The 14,493-nt window shown below is 64.8% G+C and carries 11 protein-coding genes; 6 read left to right on the top strand and 5 right to left on the bottom strand.

Annotated features, from left to right (window positions below):
• Nucleotides 1–9 precede the first annotated feature (9 nt).
• Together sigX and V0R62_RS00225 are read left to right on the top strand one after the other, a co-directional pair.
• Nucleotides 10–576, top strand: a complete 567-nt coding sequence (gene sigX, locus V0R62_RS00230; RefSeq protein ID WP_050704759.1) for an RNA polymerase sigma factor SigX — start codon at nucleotides 10–12, stop codon at nucleotides 574–576.
• A 110-nt stretch (nucleotides 577–686) separates the two neighbouring features.
• The gene (locus tag V0R62_RS00225; protein WP_330102271.1) at nucleotides 687–1,727 is read left to right on the top strand and encodes an OmpA family protein; all 1,041 of its coding nucleotides are present in this window, start codon (nucleotides 687–689) and stop codon (nucleotides 1,725–1,727) included.
• Between the two features lie 110 nt (nucleotides 1,728–1,837).
• Here the strand turns inward: V0R62_RS00225 and V0R62_RS00220 are convergent, their stop codons facing one another.
• From V0R62_RS00220 to V0R62_RS00205, 4 genes are all read right to left on the bottom strand, one after another.
• Nucleotides 1,838–3,496 (bottom strand): bifunctional protein-serine/threonine kinase/phosphatase, encoded by a 1,659-nt coding sequence (locus tag V0R62_RS00220; protein WP_330102270.1) that lies wholly within the window; start codon nucleotides 3,494–3,496, stop codon nucleotides 1,838–1,840.
• 9 nt (nucleotides 3,497–3,505) lie between these two features.
• Complete coding sequence (locus V0R62_RS00215) at nucleotides 3,506–4,717, bottom strand: nitrate/nitrite transporter (RefSeq protein WP_330102269.1); 1,212 nt, start codon at nucleotides 4,715–4,717, stop codon at nucleotides 3,506–3,508.
• A 204-nt stretch (nucleotides 4,718–4,921) separates the two neighbouring features.
• Entirely contained in the window at nucleotides 4,922–5,497 is a 576-nt protein-coding gene (locus V0R62_RS00210; protein ID WP_330102268.1) for an ANTAR domain-containing response regulator, read from the bottom strand.
• Between the two features lie 10 nt (nucleotides 5,498–5,507).
• On the bottom strand, nucleotides 5,508–6,782 hold the full coding sequence (locus tag V0R62_RS00205; RefSeq protein WP_408005611.1) for a CmpA/NrtA family ABC transporter substrate-binding protein: 1,275 nt from the start codon (nucleotides 6,780–6,782) through the stop codon (nucleotides 5,508–5,510).
• Between the two features lie 66 nt (nucleotides 6,783–6,848).
• On the opposite strand from V0R62_RS00205, the gene V0R62_RS00200 reads away from it, so the two are divergent.
• Nucleotides 6,849–7,874 carry a quinone-dependent dihydroorotate dehydrogenase gene (locus V0R62_RS00200; RefSeq protein WP_330102266.1) on the top strand — a complete coding sequence of 342 codons (1,026 nt, stop codon included), beginning with the start codon at nucleotides 6,849–6,851 and terminating at the stop codon, nucleotides 7,872–7,874.
• 214 nt (nucleotides 7,875–8,088) lie between these two features.
• On the opposite strand, the gene rmf is transcribed toward V0R62_RS00200, so the two are convergent.
• Complete coding sequence (gene rmf / locus V0R62_RS00195; RefSeq protein ID WP_186714826.1) at nucleotides 8,089–8,313, bottom strand: ribosome modulation factor; 225 nt, start codon at nucleotides 8,311–8,313, stop codon at nucleotides 8,089–8,091.
• 550 nt (nucleotides 8,314–8,863) lie between these two features.
• On the opposite strand from rmf, the gene rlmKL reads away from it, so the two are divergent.
• From rlmKL to V0R62_RS00180, 3 genes are all read left to right on the top strand, one after another.
• On the top strand, nucleotides 8,864–11,062 hold the full coding sequence (rlmKL, locus tag V0R62_RS00190) for a bifunctional 23S rRNA (guanine(2069)-N(7))-methyltransferase RlmK/23S rRNA (guanine(2445)-N(2))-methyltransferase RlmL (protein ID WP_330102265.1): 2,199 nt from the start codon (nucleotides 8,864–8,866) through the stop codon (nucleotides 11,060–11,062).
• Between the two features lie 95 nt (nucleotides 11,063–11,157).
• Nucleotides 11,158–13,554, top strand: a complete 2,397-nt coding sequence (locus V0R62_RS00185) for a sensor domain-containing diguanylate cyclase (protein ID WP_330102264.1) — start codon at nucleotides 11,158–11,160, stop codon at nucleotides 13,552–13,554.
• Nucleotides 13,555–14,287: 733 nt separating this feature from the next.
• Entirely contained in the window at nucleotides 14,288–14,485 is a 198-nt protein-coding gene (locus V0R62_RS00180) for a hypothetical protein (protein ID WP_330102263.1), read from the top strand.
• The last annotated feature ends 8 nt before the right edge of the window (nucleotides 14,486–14,493 follow it).

Here is a 14,493-nt window from a genome sequence, read left to right as displayed (position 1 = left end):
TCGCCGCCCATGCGCTATGACCCCCGCGAGCTCACCGACGAGGAGTTGGTGGCGCGTTCGCATGAGGAGCTGTTTCACGTCACCCGCGCCTACGAGGAGCTGATGCGCCGCTACCAGCGCACGCTGTTCAACGTCTGCGCGCGCTACCTGGGGAACGATCGGGATGCCGACGATGTCTGTCAGGAGGTGATGCTCAAGGTGCTCTACGGGTTGAAGAACTTCGAGGGCAAGTCCAAGTTCAAGACCTGGCTCTACAGCATCACCTACAACGAATGCATCACCCAGTACCGCAAGGAGCGCCGCAAGCGCCGGTTGATGGATGCCCTGAGTCTGGACCCTGTCGAAGAGGCGTCCGAGGACAAGGCACCGAAGCCGGAGGAGAAGGGCGGGCTGGACAAATGGCTGGTGCATGTGAACCCGATCGACCGGGAAATCCTGGTGCTGCGTTTTGTCGCAGAGCTGGAATTCCAGGAAATCGCGGACATCATGCACATGGGCCTGAGCGCCACGAAAATGCGCTACAAGCGTGCGCTCGACAAGCTTAGAGAGAAATTTGCAGGCCTGGCTGAAACTTAGTGGCCAGCAAATACCTCTAACCAACCGGCAAGTTCTGCTAGACTTGCCGTCGAGTTGTCCCCCGGATGTTGGTGGGACTGCTTAACTATCACCAGATGGGGATTTAACGGATGAAATTGAAAAACACCTTGGGCTTGGCCATTGGCTCGCTCGTGGCCGCTACTTCGTTCGGCGTTCTGGCTCAAGGCCAAGGCGCTGTCGAAATCGAAGGCAACGTCACCAAGCAGTACTACGACAGCGAGCGTAACTTCAAGAACACCGGCACCAATCCAGGTGTTCGCCTCGGTTACTTCCTGACCGACGACGTCTCCCTGGACCTGGGCTACAACGAGACCCACAACGCTCGTGGTGAAGTCTTCAACAAAGACATCAAAGGCTCCAAGACCAAGCTGGACGCCACCTACCACTTCGGTACCGTCGGCGATGCTCTGCGTCCGTACGTTTCCGCTGGTTTCGCTCACGAGAGCCTGGGCCAGGCCACTCGCAGCGGCCGTGACCACTCCACCTTCGCCAACGTTGGCGCTGGTGCCAAGTGGTACATCACCGACATGTTCTTCGCCCGTGCTGGCGTCGAAGCCATGTACAACATCGACAACGGCAACACCGAGTGGGGTCCGACCGTTGGTCTGGGTCTGAACTTCGGTGGCAGCGGTGGCCAGAAAGCCGCTCCTGCGCCGGCTCCAGTCGCCGAAGTCTGCTCCGACAGCGACAACGATGGCGTCTGCGACAACGTCGACAAGTGCCCTGACACCCCAGCCAACGTCACCGTTGACGCTGATGGCTGCCCGGCTGTTGCCGAAGTCGTTCGCGTTGAGCTGGACGTCAAGTTCGACTTCGACAAGTCGGTCGTCAAGCAAAACAGCTACGGCGACATCAAGAACCTGGCTGACTTCATGAAGCAGTACCCACAGACCACCACCACCGTGGAAGGTCACACTGACTCCGTGGGTCCAGACGCTTACAACCAGAAGCTGTCCCAGCGTCGTGCCGATGCTGTCAAGCAAGTCCTGACCCAGCAGTACGGCGTCGAATCGAGCCGTGTTGACTCGGTTGGCTACGGTGAGACCCGTCCGGTCGCCGACAACGCCACCGATGCTGGCCGCGCCGTCAACCGTCGCGTAGAAGCTCAGGTAGAAGCCCAGGCCAAGTAATTGGTTTGATGCTTCACGAAAAACCCGGCCTCGGCCGGGTTTTTCTTTGCCTGGGATTTGCCGAGGCAGACCTCGTCCCGCCTTTGTAGGAGCGTCACTCGCCTGCACGCTTAGCGTTTGAGCAGCACCAGCAACAACACCATGTTCAACAGCAGCGACACCAACCCAATCGTACGCCACACCTTCAACGGCTCGCGCTCCAGCAGAGGCCGTGGCCGTTCGTCCAGCTCCTGGCGATCCCCCCGTTCCAGCAACAGCAACCACTGCTCGGCGGTCTCGAAGCGCTGCGCCGGGTCTGCCGCCACCGCCTGCAACAGGTTGCGCTGCAACCACTCCGGTAAATCCGGCCGATAACGCGCCGGGTTCACTGGTGTGCCGAAGCGCGGCCGCTGGAACGCCTCGATCTCGCCGTAGGGGTAGTGGCCGGTGAGCAGGTGGTAAAGCGTCACGCCCACGGCATAGAGGTCCTGGCGTGGCGCGGGGGGCTGGCCGTCGAAGGCTTCCGGGGCGAGGAACGAGGGCGTGCCCGGCAGGGCATGGGGTGGGTCTTCGGAAAGCCCCGGGCAGTACGCCAGCCCGAAGTCCAGCAGGCGCAGTTGGCCATCGCTGCCGTGGTGCAGGTTGTTCGGCTTGATATCGCGGTGCAGCAGGTTGCGCCGATGCAGCACGCCGACGGCCTGCAGCAGTTGGCGGGCGACCTCCAGCCATTGCGCCAGTGCTAGCGGGGGCTGTCCGGCCAGGGTCGTGCCCGGGTATTCGCGCATCAGGTAGTACAGGTGCTGGCGTTGGCTGGCCGGATGTACCTCAGGGAAGTGACGGCCGGCGACCCGACGCAGGAACCATTCCTCCAGTAACAAGGCCTGGGCCGCGCCGGGCTCCTGATCGCGGGACTGCGGCAGGGTCTTGAGCAGCCAGGACTGGCCGTGCGGGTCGCGGACCCGGTACAGCAGCGATTGCCGACTCTGGGCCAGCAGGCCGTCGACCTGCCAGCCATCAATCGACTGACCGTCACGCAGCGCGCCCGGCAACGGCCATTGCTGGAGCTGTGCCAGGGCGTCGCCCAGGGTGCTGGGACCCAACTGGTCGACCCGCACCAGCAGGGCGCTGGCGTTGTCCTGACTGCCGCAGTGATGGGCACTGGTGACCAGAGTGTCGGCGGCCACCTGCAAATCGGGTTGTTCGCGCAGGATCGAGCGGATGTGCGCATCGCCCAGGCTGGCCCACACGCCGTCGCTGAGCAGCACGAAGCACTCGCCTTGGCGCAGGTCGCCTTCCAGGTAGTCCACCAGCAGTTGCTGGTCCAGCCCCAGCGCGCGCTTGAGCACATGCTGCATGCCGGGCTGGTCCCAGACATGGTCTTCGCTCAGGCAGTGCAACTGGTCGGCTTGCCAGCGATACACTCGGCAATCACCGACATGGGCCAGGGTGAATCGCCTTCCGCGGAGCACCAGGGCGCTGAGAGTAGTCAGTAGCGGCTGGCCATTGCCCTGGGCACGGAGCCAGCGGTTCTGCGCCGTGAGCAGGCGGTCCAGGGCCTGGGCCACCCCCCAGGTCGCGGGCGTGGCGTAGTAGTCCAGGGCCAGGGCCTGCAGGCTGGCCCGCGCCGCCAGGCCACCGTCGGCGCACTGGCTGACGCCGTCGGCGAGTGCGCACAGGTAGCCTTTGCTGGCGGCCAGTTCCGGCGCAGGGGTAACCAGGCGCAGGGCGTCCTGGTTTTCCGCGCGCGGTCCGGTGGCGCTGGCCTGGGCAAAACTCAATTGCAGGCTCATGGCGCGGCCTCAGACCCGTGCCGCAGTCACTGCAGCCGAGCCCCAGGTGGTGCGCCAGCGTTGCTTGACCCCGTGCAGGCCGAACCAGGCCAGCAAACCGAGGCTGGCGAACAGCCACAAGCCGAGCTGGTAGTCGCCAGTGTGCTGCTTGATGGTGCCCAGGCCTGCGGCGAGCAGGAAGCCGCCGATGCCACCAGCCATGCCGATCAGTCCGGTCATCACGCCGATCTCCTGACGGAAGCGCTGTGGTACCAGTTGGAACACCGCGCCGTTGCCGGCGCCCAGGCCGAGCATGGCACTGACGAACAGCGCCAGGGCCGCCGCCGCGCTGGGTAGGTTGAAGCCCACCGCGGCGATGCACACGGCGGCCACGCCGTACATCGCCAGCAGGGTGCGGATCCCGCCGAAACGGTCGGCCAGGGCACCGCCGAGGGGGCGCATCAGGCTGCCGGCGAACACGCAGGCGGCAGTGTAGTAACCGGCGGTTACCGGGCTCAGGCCGTACTGGTCGCTGAAGTAGCCGGGCAGGGCGCTGGCCAGGCCGATGAAACCGCCGAAGGTCACGCTGTAGAAGAACATGAACCACCAGCTGTCCCTGTCACCCAGGGCCTTCAGGTAGTCGGCCATGGCCTTGGGCCTGGGCCGTTGCGGGGCATTGCGCGCCATCAGGGCGAACAGCACAAGCGTCAGCAGCAAGGGCAGCACGGCGAAGCCGAACACATTGTTCCAGCCGAAGCCCGCCGCCAGCGCCGGGGCTAGCAGGGCGGCGAACACCGTGCCGGAGTTGCCGGCGCCGGCGATGCCCATGGCCTTGCCCTGGTGCTGGGGTGGATACCACTGCGAGGCCAGCGGCAGGGACACGGCGAACGAGGCCCCGGCGAAGCCGAGGAACACGCCCAGCAGCAAAGCCTGCTCGTAGCTGCGCACCCCCAGGTGCCAGGCGCAGGCCAGGGCGACGATCACGATGACCTGGCCGATCAGCCCGGCGGTCTTGGGCGACAGGCGATCGACCAGCAGGCCCATGGCGAAGCGCAGTACCGCGCCGGCCAGGATCGGCGTGGCCACCATCAGGCCCCGTTGCTGTGCGCTCAGTTGCAGGTCGGCGGCGATCTGCACCGCCAGGGGGCCGAGCAGGTACCAGACCATGAAGCTCAGATCGAAGTACAGAAAGGCGGCGAACAGCGTGGGCACATGCCCGGATTTCCAGAAGCTCGTATTCATCGAACACCTCGTTGGGCGCGGAAACGAAAAGACGCCGCTGCCCGGTCCACGGCTGTGGCAGGGCAAGCGACGTCTTTGTCAGGGTATGGGGCAACCGCCGTTGGCTACCGGGGTTTTCAGAGCAAGAGGCGGGCCAATGTTCCAGTCTCGCTCCTACAGGGAAGGCATTTCGCCGGCATGGACGGCGTTACAGCTACCTCGTGACTACCCCAGCATTTCCGACATGGCGATGATCTGTTCCGCCACCTGAATCAGCTTTTGCTGGCGGCTCATGGCCTGGCGGCGCATCAGGGTGTAGGCCTGTTCCTCATTGCAGTCCTTCATCTTCATCAGCAGGCCCTTGGCCTGCTCGATGCGCTTGCGTTCGGCCAACTGCTGGTCGCGGGCCAGCAGCTGGGCCTTGAGCGCCAGGTCGCTTTCGAAGCGGGCCATGGCCACGTCGAGGATCGGTTGCAGGCGCGTGGCCTGGATACCCTCGACGATGTACGCGCTGACCCCGGCCTGTATCGCCTGGCGCATCACGCCGGGGTCATGCTCATCGGTGAACAGCACGATGGGGCGCGGGCGGTCGCGGCTGACCATTACCACCTGTTCCATCACGTCCCGGCCCGGTGACTCGGTATCGATCAGCACCACGTCCGGGTGCACCGTTTCGACACAGGCGGGCAGGTCGATGCTCAGGCTGCCCGCCTCGATCACCTCGAAGCCGGCCTCGATCAAGGCGGCCTTGAGGCGACCGACTTTCTTTTCCGTGTCGTCGATCAGCAGGATGCGCAACATGGCTGGGCCCTCAGCGATGGGCGCGGGCGTCAGGCGCCGCGTCCAGGGCGTGCAGGGCGAAGCTGCGCGCATAACCATGGGGGTCGCTGCCGTCCCAGCGGTTGCCGTCGATCAGCAGGCTGCTGCGCATGGGCGGGTCAGCGCAGGGTACACCCAGCGACGTGGCGGCCTCGCGGTACAGCGCCAGCTGCTGCACCTGGCTGGCGACCGTCAGGTAGTCCGGGTCGTCACGCAGCAGGCCCCAGCGGCGGAACTGGGTCATGAACCACATGCCGTCGGACAGGTACGGCAGGTTGGCCCGCCCCTGGTCGAACAGGCGCAAACCGTGAGGGTCGTGCCAGCGATGGCCCAGGCCGTCCTGGTAGTCGCCGAGCAGGCGCGGCTCGATGCTGCCGACCGGAGCGTCCAGGTAGGCGCTGCCACTGAGCAGTTGCGCGGTGCCGCGGCGGTTCTCCTGGCTCTGCTCGATGAAACGCGCGGCGGCGAGTACCGACTTGATCAGCGCCCGGGCGCTGTTGGGGTACTGCTCGACGAAGCCGCGGGCGCAGGCCAGGACCTTTTCCGGATGGTCGGGCCAGATCGACTGGCTGGTGGCCAGGGTGAAGCCCTGGCCATTGGCGAGTGCGTCCGCCGACCAGGGTTCGCCGACACAGAAACCGTCGATGCGCCCGGCCTGCAGGTGGGCGGCCATCTGCGCCGGGGGCACCACCACGCTGGTCACGTCGCGCAGCGGGTGGATGCCCTGGCTGGCCAGCCAGTAGTAGAGCCACAGGGCATGGGTGCCGGTGGGGAAGGTCTGGGCGAATGTCAGTCGTGCGCCCTGTTGGTGCACCAATCGCGCCAGTGCCTCGGGGCTGGTCACGCCTTTGCGTTGCAGTGCAGGGGATAGGTTGATGGCCTGGGCGTTCTGGTTAAGGCCCATGAGCACGGCCAGGGGGCTGGCGGGCACGCCGCCGATGCCCAGGTGCACCGCGTACACCAGGCCATAGAGGCAGTGGGCGGCGTCCAGCTCGCCGCTGACCAGCCTGTCGCGCAGCCCGGCCCAGGAGGCCTGGCGGCGCAGGTTGAGGGCCAGGCCGAACTGCTGGGCGAAGCCCTGGGTGGCGGCGACCACCACCGAGGCGCAGTCGGTCAGGGCCATGAAACCGATGTCCAGGCTGGGCTTTTCCGGCGCGTCGCTGCCGTTGACCCAGGCCAGGGGCGTAGTCGGGAGGGGTGTGTTCACGAGAATCCTCGGGCATTCGCGGATGGCTGCATGCAGCAGATATAGCAACCCATGTGCCATGGCCCTGTTGCCCCGGCGGCGCGCTGGCTATAATCGCCCCCTCACACACCGCGAGTCCGCCCGCCCATGTATACCCTGGCCCGCCAGCTGCTGTTCAAGCTCTCCCCGGAAACCTCCCACGACCTCTCGCTGGACCTGATCGGCGCCGGTGGCCGCCTTGGGCTCAACGGCCTGCTGTGCAAGCAGCCGGCGGCGTTGCCGGTGACGGTGATGGGCTTGAACTTCGCCAACCCGGTCGGCCTGGCCGCCGGCCTGGACAAGAACGGCGCGGCCATCGACGGCTTTGCCCAGCTGGGCTTCGGCTTCGTCGAGATCGGCACCGTGACGCCGCGTCCGCAGCCGGGCAACCCCAAGCCGCGACTGTTCCGCCTGCCGGAAGCAACGGCCATCATCAACCGCATGGGCTTCAACAACCTGGGTGTCGACCATCTGCTGGCGCGGGTGCGTGCCGCGAAGTACACCGGCGTGCTGGGCATCAACATCGGCAAGAACTTCGACACCCCGGTCGAGCGGGCCCAGGACGACTACCTGATCTGCCTGGAGAAGGTCTACAACGACGCCAGCTACATCACCGTCAACGTCAGCTCGCCGAATACCCCGGGCCTGCGTTCGCTGCAGTTCGGCGATTCGCTCAAGCAACTGCTCGATGCCCTGGCCGAGCGCCGTGAGCAGCTGGCGCAGGCGAACGGCAAGCGCGTACCGCTGGCGATCAAGATCGCGCCGGACATGAGCGATGAGGAAACCGCCCTGGTGGCGGCGGCGCTGGTCGAGTCGGGGATGGACGCGGTCATCGCCACCAACACCACCCTGGGGCGTGAGGGCGTCGAAGGCCTGCCGTATGGCGCAGAGGCAGGCGGCCTGTCGGGTGCGCCGGTGCTGGAGAAGAGCACCCACACGGTGAAGGTGCTCGCGGGTGAGCTGGGCGGCAAGCTGCCGATCATCGCGGCAGGCGGGATCACCGAGGGACGCCATGCGGCTGAGAAGATCGCCGCAGGGGCGAGCCTGGTGCAGATCTATTCGGGCTTCATCTATAAAGGTCCGGCGCTGATTCGTGAGGCGGTTGATGCCATTGCCGCGATGCCGAAACCATGAAATGAACCGGTAACTGTGGGAGCGGGCTTGTCCCGCGATGGTGCCAGGACACGTTGTCTGGGCGGACGTCATCGCGGGGCAAGCCCGCTCCCACGTTGCCCGTTGGGTGGGGTGAAAAAAGGGGCATAAAAAAGGGCCCCTTCAAAGGGGCCCCTGGGCCGCAGCCCGCCGCCCGGATAGGGCGCGCATGGTGACTCGAATTCAGTGTCCTCGTTCAGCCAAGTGCGTGGTTTTCGTTTCGGGTAGAAATGCCAGCGATGCCGGTTTCAGCGTTCCAGTAAGCTTCACGGCCGTTTCGCCAACCGTTCATCCAGTTTTGATGGCCAGCTGTACCTTCCTGTTTTGGGCACAGTTCTCGGGATTTACCTTGCATGCCGTATTGAAAGCCGCGTGAAAAATCTTTCTCCGACGAGTTACGCTTCATTCTTCTATCACTCATAAGGTGTTGCCCTCACTTGTTGACTGAAATGTCCCGTCGACCTCTCCGAGGCCGGGCAGAGTCGTTCTGCCGAAGTGCACCCGCTGCTGGCGTGGCGGGTTGAAAGTGCCGCCCCTTTGCGGTGCGGCCTGAGATCAGTTCTAACGAATGCGGGTCACAGTGTGAATGATCGATTTGTCATAAGGACGTAACCTTTCCGAGGGTGAGGGGATAAGTAAATAAATGCGACTCAACCTTGTTTGCCGTTGAGCCCGCTATGATCAGGGTTTACCCAACCTTGACGTCAATTGGCCAGCGTTGCTGGTTGATGACAGTAATATTTGGTAATGCGACGAAGGGTCACATCTGAGCCTAACGTTCGCGCAATTTTCATACTGCCCGACGATCAAAGCCTTCTACGCCACCCGGCAAAGGCATGATCGACCGGACGGCCAGGCCTGGCAAACGTTTCGCCGGGCCACCCGAACGCCTGCTGAAAAGGTGTCCGGGCAAACAGCGGCAGCCGATGCGTCGGCTCGCCATCTACCTAGCCAAAGGCTCTGGATTGCACATGTCGGACCGTTTCGAACTTTACCTTACCTGCCCCAAGGGTCTTGAAGGCCTGCTCGCCGAGGAAGCCCGTCAACTGGGCCTGAACGAGGTGCGTGAGCACACCTCGGCCATTCGCGGCGACGCCGACATGGAAACCGCCTACCGCCTGTGCCTCTGGTCGCGCCTGGCCAACCGCGTACTGCTGGTGCTCAAGCGCTTCTCGATGAAGAACGCCGACGACCTGTACGACGGCGTGCACGCCGTCGACTGGGCCGATCATCTGGCGGCCGACGGCACCTTGGCGGTGGAGTTCAGCGGCCATGGCTCGGGCATCGACAACACCCACTTTGGCGCGCTCAAGGTCAAGGATGCGATCGTCGACAAGCTGCGCAACCGCGAAGGCTTGCGCCCGTCGGTGGAGAAGGTCGATCCGGATGTGCGCGTGCACCTGCGCCTGGACCGTGGCGAGGCGATCCTGTCCCTCGACCTGTCCGGGCACAGCCTGCACCAGCGTGGCTATCGCCTGCAGCAGGGCGCGGCACCCTTGAAGGAAAACCTGGCGGCGGCGGTGCTGATCCGCGCTGGCTGGCCACGCATCGCGGCCGAGGGCGGTGCCCTGGCCGACCCGATGTGCGGCGTCGGCACCTTCCTGGTCGAGGCGGCGATGATCGCCGCCGATATCGCTCCCAACCTCAAGCGCGAGCGCTGGGGCTTCAGCGCCTGGCTTGGCCATGTGCCGGCGCTGTGGCGCAAGGTCCACGACGAGGCCCAGGCCCGTGCCCAGGCCGGCCTGGCCAAGCCGCCGCTGTGGATCCGCGGCTACGAGGCCGACCCGCGGCTGATCCAGCCGGGGCGCAACAACGTCGAGCGCGCAGGCCTGGGCGATTGGGTGAAGATCTACCAGGGCGAGGTCGCCAGCTTCGAGCCGCGTCCGGACCAGAACCAGAAAGGCCTGGTGATCAGCAACCCGCCGTACGGCGAGCGCCTGGGTGACGAAGCCAGCCTGCTGTACCTCTACCAGAACCTCGGCGAGCGCCTGCGTCAGGCCTGCATGGGCTGGGAGGCGGCGGTGTTCACCGGTGCGCCGGAACTGGGCAAGCGCATGGGCATTCGCAGCCACAAGCAATATGCCTTCTGGAACGGCGCGCTGCCGTGCAAGCTGCTGCTGTTCAAGGTCCAGCCCGACCAGTTCGTTACCGGTGATCGTCGTTCGGCCCAGGCCGAGGCGGCTGAGGGCGAGCCTCGTCGCCAGGCCCCGGTGGCCAGCGAGCCGGCGCGCCTGTCGGAAGGCGCGCAGATGTTCGCCAACCGCCTGCAGAAGAACTTCAAGCAGCTGGGCAAATGGGCCCGCCGCGAGAAGGTCGATTGCTACCGTGTGTACGATGCCGACATGCCTGAGTACGCCTTGGCGGTCGACCTGTATCACGACTGGGTGCATGTGCAGGAATACGCCGCGCCCCGCTCGATCGATCCGGACAAGGCCCAGGCGCGCCTGCTCGACGCGCTGAGCGCGATTCCCCAGGCCCTGGGCGTCGATCCGCAGCGCGTGGTGCTCAAACGCCGGGAACGCCAGACCGGCACCCGTCAGTATGAGCGCCAGGCCACCGAAGGGCGCTTCCAGGAGGTCAACGAAGGCGGCGTCAAGCTGCTGGTCAACCTCACCGACTACCTGGACACCGGGCTGTTCCTCGACCACCGCCCGATGCGCATGCGCATCCAGCGTGAGGCGGCGGGCAAGCGCTTCCTCAACCTGTTCTGCTACACCGCCACGGCCACCGTGCACGCGGCCAAGGGCGGCGCGCGCAGCACCACCAGCGTGGACCTGTCGAAGACCTACCTGGACTGGGCGCGGCGCAACCTGTCGCTCAACGGCTTCTCCGAGCGCAACCGCCTGGAGCAGGGCGATGTCATGGCCTGGCTGGAGAGCGCCCAGGACAGCCACGACCTGATCTTCATCGATCCGCCGACCTTCTCCAACTCCAAGCGCATGGAAGGCGTGTTCGACGTGCAGCGCGACCATGTTCAGCTGCTCGACCTGGCCATGGCGCGCCTGGCCCCCGGCGGTGTGCTGTACTTCTCCAACAACTTCCGCAAGTTCCAGCTCGACGAGCACCTGGCGACGCGGTACGTAGTGGAGGAGATCAGCGCCCAGACCCTGGACCCGGACTTCGCCCGCAACAACCGCATCCACCGCGCCTGGCAGCTGCGTCTGCGCTGAACCGACGAGGTACGTGGCACGCCTGCTGGCCAGTGGCTATAAATCAGGACAGGGCGGGACAATACGCAGGACGCTGACCTTGGTTGGAGTCCTCTATGTCGAACCCGGGCGTACCTGCGAAGCGGCTTGGCCTGCTCGGCGACGAGTTGTCGGCCTGGGGCGTGGCCCTGGCGGCGCTGGTCGCCGGGGCGTTGCTGACGGCGGCCCTGGCGATCGCCACCCAGACCTTCTACCAGCAGCAACTGCGCCAGCGCTTCGAGCTGCTGGCCAGTGAGCGCTACAGCCGTATCGCCGAGCGTTTCGAGGAACAGGAGCAGCGCCTGGATGGCCTGCGCCGGTTCTTCGCCTATTCCACTGAAATCACTCCCCGCGAGTTCGATGGCTACGCACGTCCCTTGCTGCACCGCACCCAGGCATACTCCTGGGCACCGCGGGTAGCGGCGGCGCAGCGCGAGGACTTCGAGCGGCGCGCCAGTGCCTGGCTGGGCCAGCCCTATCAGATCCGCGACCTGGACGGCCAAGGCGATTGGCAGGCCGCGCCCGCGCGCGATCACTACTATCCGGTCCTGTACACCCAGGCGGCGAGCCGCCAGGCCCAGCCCTATGGTTTCGATCTTGGTGGGCAGCCGCTGCGCGCCGCGACCCTGGCCCGGGCCGTGAGCCCCGGCAGCATGGCGGTGTCGGCGCCGCTGGACATGATCAATGTCGAGCCGGACTATACTCGCGGCCTGTTGGTTGTCGCCCCGGTGTTCGCCGATGCGGCGCCCAGGGGCGAGCCTCCCCGAGGTTACGTCATGGCCTTGCTGAGCCTGCATCAGCTGATCGCTGAGAGCCTGCCGACGGTGGCTGACGACAACCTGGTGGTGCGGATCCTAGACCTGTCCACGGAGGGTGGGCACGAGGTGCTGTTCGATTCAGGAATGCCACCGGCGCGCATGGGCCTTGCAAGCAGTCATCTGCTGCACCTTGCCGATCACCACTACCAGCTCGACATTCGCCCCAGCCAGGGTTTTCTCGCCGCCAATCGCTCGTCGGCGGTGCCGGTGGTGGCGTTGCTCGGCGGTCTGCTCAGTGTGTTGCTGGCGTTGCTGCTGTACAGCTTGTTCAGTCAGCGCCAACGCGCCTTGGGTCTGGTGGCCCGGCGCACCGCCGAGCTGCGCATCAGCGAGCAGTCATTGCGCGAGACCCACAATCAGTTGCGCAGCGTGCTCGATGCCGCGACGCAGGTGGCGATCATCGCCACCAGTCTGCGCGGGGTGATCGGCACGTTCAACGCAGGTGCCGAACGCATGTTGGGCTATTCGGCCAGCGAAGCGCTGGGCCAGTTGCGGCTGGAAGATCTGGTCTTGCCCGAAGAATTGCACCAGCGTGCCCATGCCTTGAGCGTGCGCTTCGGTCGTGAGGTCGGCGCGGGTCAGGCGATGTTCGCCGAGACGGTGCAGGAGGGCGGCGCGGAGCCGGCGGACTGGACGCTGGTGCGCAAGGATGGCAGTCACCTGCTGGCCAACATGCTGGTGACGGCGGTGCTGGACGAGCAGGGGCTGTGGGTGGGTTACCTGGCGATCTGCATCGATGTCACCGAGCGGCGGCGGGTACACGAGGCCCTGGCGGCCCGCGACCGGTTGTTGGAAAAGCTCAGCGCCGAGGTGCCTGGCGGGATCTACCAGTATCGCCTGGACGCCGATGGTCATTCCTGTTTCCCCTATGCCAGCCAGGGTCTGCATGACATCTACGAGGTGGATCTGGCGTTGTTGCGCCAGGACGCCGCGGCGGTGTTCGAGCGTATCCATCCGGACGACCTGGAGCGGGTGCGGCGTTCAGTGCGTTATTCCGCGGAGTACCTGACGCCGTGGCGTGAGGAGTACCGGGTGTGCTTGCCACGGGCGGGGTTGCGTTGGGTGCGAGGGGAGGCGACTCCGGAAATCGGCGAGCAGGGCAGCACGATTTGGCATGGTTACCTGACCGACATCTCGGACCTCAAGCGGGTGGAGGAGGAGCTGCGGGCGCTGTCGGTGACCGATGCGCTGACCGGGATCTACAACCGACGGTATTTCCAGGAGCGGTTGCGTAACGAGCTGGATCGGGCACAGCGGGATGGGTTGGACCTGGCGGTGATCATGTTGGATATCGATCACTTCAAGCGAATCAACGATCAGTTCGGGCATGCGGTGGGGGATCATGTGCTGCGCAGCCTGTGCCAGCGAATCGGGCAGCGGTTGCGGCGGACCGATGTGTTTTGTCGTTTGGGGGGGGAGGAGTTCATGGTGTTGTGTCCGGGGAGCAATGCCGATCAGGCGCGGATGCTGGCGCAGGAGTTGTGGCAGGGGGTGCGGAGTGTGCCGGTCGAGGGGGTTGGGCGGGTGACGGCGAGCTTTGGCGTGGCGGGGTGGCGGGTTGGGGAGGGGGCGGATGCGTTGTTGTTGCGGGCGGATGCTGGGGTTTATGTGGCCAAGCAGGGGGGGCGGGATCGGGTTGAGGGAGAGTTTTCTTGAAATGGGTTATATATTTTAATGGGTTAATGGGTTAATGGGTTAATGGGTTAATGGGTTAATGGGTTGGATGGATAGTTGCTCTTGCTCTTGCTCTTGCTCTTGCTCTTGCTCTTGCTCTTGCTCTTGCTTCTAAGTGCGCGATAGTTCAGGCGCCGCCAATTGCGACTTCAGGAGGCCGAGTGGAGTTCTTGCGGAGGGAGGTGACGGGCATGGATGCCCGTCAAGCGCTGCGCCCCAGGATGGGGCGTTCAGCGCGGTCCTCCCGGGAGCAAGAACGGAGTGAGGGGACCCCGGAGCGAAGCGCAGGGGCCGGATGAATGGAGCCAGCGGTTTTTGCCTTCTTTTGCCCGCGTGCAAAAGAAGGTCGCCGTAAAGGCGAAAAGGTGACTATGCGTCGCCATCGCAAATGAGTGCACATATAACTTTCAAAACAAACTATTTAAAAGTCAAAGTCAAAGTCAAAGTCAAAGTCAAAGTCAAAGTCAAAGTCAAATGCGGTCGGCATGGGTCTCTACAGTTGTAAGCGCATTCATTTGCCATAATGACGCATAGTCACCTTTTCGCCCTTACGGCGAGTCACTTTTTGTCAAACGCGACAAAAAGTAACCAAAAACGTACATGCGCTCCATTCATCCGGCCCTACGCTTCGCTCCGGGTCCCCTCACTCTGGCCTTGCTCCCGGGAGGACCGCGCTGCAGGGCCCATCCTGGGCCCCAGTGCTTGACGGGCATCCATGCCCGTCACCTCCCTCCGCAAGGCCTGCGTTCGGCCTCCTGAAGTCGCGAAGGTACGGGCGGCGCCTGGGCTGACGCAGCTGTCGCTAGCGGGCTATGGCGCTAGACTCCTGATCGGCAACGGCAACGGCAACGGCAACGGCAACGGCAACGGCAACGGCAACGAGCAGCACATCTGCATCTGCGCGATCAGATAAACTGCCTT

This window comes from Pseudomonas carassii, assembly GCF_036324045.1.
GTDB lineage: Bacteria > Pseudomonadota > Gammaproteobacteria > Pseudomonadales > Pseudomonadaceae > Aquipseudomonas > Aquipseudomonas peradeniyensis.
Note: the sequence above shows the minus strand (reverse complement) of the source record. Positions and strands in the feature narration are given on the sequence as shown.

Excerpts from the sequence above, each read along its gene's own strand:
- sigX (WP_050704759.1), top strand. The coding sequence starts at position 10 with ATGCGCTATGACCCCCGCGAGCTCACCGACGAGGAGTTGGTGGCGCGT.
- V0R62_RS00225 (WP_330102271.1), top strand. The coding sequence starts at position 687 with ATGAAATTGAAAAACACCTTGGGCTTGGCCATTGGCTCGCTCGTGGCC.
- V0R62_RS00220 (WP_330102270.1), bottom strand. The coding sequence starts at position 3,496 with ATGAGCCTGCAATTGAGTTTTGCCCAGGCCAGCGCCACCGGACCGCGC.
- V0R62_RS00215 (WP_330102269.1), bottom strand. The coding sequence starts at position 4,717 with ATGAATACGAGCTTCTGGAAATCCGGGCATGTGCCCACGCTGTTCGCC.
- V0R62_RS00210 (WP_330102268.1), bottom strand. The coding sequence starts at position 5,497 with ATGTTGCGCATCCTGCTGATCGACGACACGGAAAAGAAAGTCGGTCGC.
- V0R62_RS00205 (WP_408005611.1), bottom strand. The coding sequence starts at position 6,782 with ATGGCACATGGGTTGCTATATCTGCTGCATGCAGCCATCCGCGAATGC.
- V0R62_RS00200 (WP_330102266.1), top strand. The coding sequence starts at position 6,849 with ATGTATACCCTGGCCCGCCAGCTGCTGTTCAAGCTCTCCCCGGAAACC.
- rmf (WP_186714826.1), bottom strand. The coding sequence starts at position 8,313 with ATGAGTGATAGAAGAATGAAGCGTAACTCGTCGGAGAAAGATTTTTCA.
- rlmKL (WP_330102265.1), top strand. The coding sequence starts at position 8,864 with ATGTCGGACCGTTTCGAACTTTACCTTACCTGCCCCAAGGGTCTTGAA.
- V0R62_RS00185 (WP_330102264.1), top strand. The coding sequence starts at position 11,158 with ATGTCGAACCCGGGCGTACCTGCGAAGCGGCTTGGCCTGCTCGGCGAC.
- V0R62_RS00180 (WP_330102263.1), top strand. The coding sequence starts at position 14,288 with ATGCCCGTCACCTCCCTCCGCAAGGCCTGCGTTCGGCCTCCTGAAGTC.